General features: G+C 55.0%; 1 rRNA gene. It reads left to right on the top strand.

Annotated elements, in window-relative coordinates:
* A 23S ribosomal RNA gene (locus AB0I19_RS29225) occupies positions 1-1,027 on the top strand; the annotation flags it as partial.
* Positions 1,028-1,067 lie beyond the last annotated feature (40 nt).

The raw sequence follows: 1,067 nt of genomic DNA on the forward strand, positions 1-1,067 counted from the left end.
GCGAAGCTGAGAATTTAAGCCCCGGTAAACGGCGGTGGTAACTATAACCATCCTAAGGTAGCGAAATTCCTTGTCGGGTAAGTTCCGACCTGCACGAATGGCGTAACGACTTCTCTGCTGTCTCAACCACAGACTCGGCGAAATTGCATTACGAGTAAAGATGCTCGTTACGCGCGGCAGGACGAAAAGACCCCGGGACCTTCACTATAGCTTGGTATTGGTGTTCGGTACGGTTTGTGTAGGATAGGTGGGAGACTGTGAAACCTGGACGCCAGTTCGGGTGGAGTCGTCGTTGAAATACCACTCTGATCGTATTGGGCTTCTAACCTCGGACCATGATCTGGTTCAGGGACAGTGCCTGGTGGGTAGTTTAACTGGGGCGGTTGCCTCCTAAAATGTAACGGAGGCGCCCAAAGGTTCCCTCAGCCTGGTTGGCAATCAGGTGTCGAGTGCAAGTGCACAAGGGAGCTTGACTGTGAGACTGACAGGTCGAGCAGGGACGAAAGTCGGGACTAGTGATCCGGCACCGGCAAGTGGAAGCGGTGTCGCTCAACGGATAAAAGGTACCCCGGGGATAACAGGCTGATCTTCCCCAAGAGTCCATATCGACGGGATGGTTTGGCACCTCGATGTCGGCTCGTCGCATCCTGGGGCTGGAGTAGGTCCCAAGGGTTGGGCTGTTCGCCCATTAAAGCGGCACGCGAGCTGGGTTTAGAACGTCGTGAGACAGTTCGGTCTCTATCCGCCGCGCGCGTAAGAAACTTGAGGAAGGCTGTCCCTAGTACGAGAGGACCGGGACGGACGAACCTCTGGTGTGCCAGTTGTTCCGCCAGGAGCATGGCTGGTTGGCTACGTTCGGAAGGGATAACCGCTGAAAGCATCTAAGCGGGAAGCCTGTTCCAAGATGAGGTTTCTCTCCCACTTGATGGGTTAAGGCCCCCTACAGACCATGGGGTTGATAGGCTGGAACTGGAAGCACGGTAACGTGTGGAGGTGACCGGTACTAATAGGCCGAGGGCTTACTATCGAAGGTGTTACGCGTCCACTGTGCGGTATCTGAAACAACA

The organism is Nocardia sp. NPDC050413, from assembly GCF_040655475.1.
Classification (GTDB): domain Bacteria; phylum Actinomycetota; class Actinomycetes; order Mycobacteriales; family Mycobacteriaceae; genus Nocardia; species Nocardia coubleae.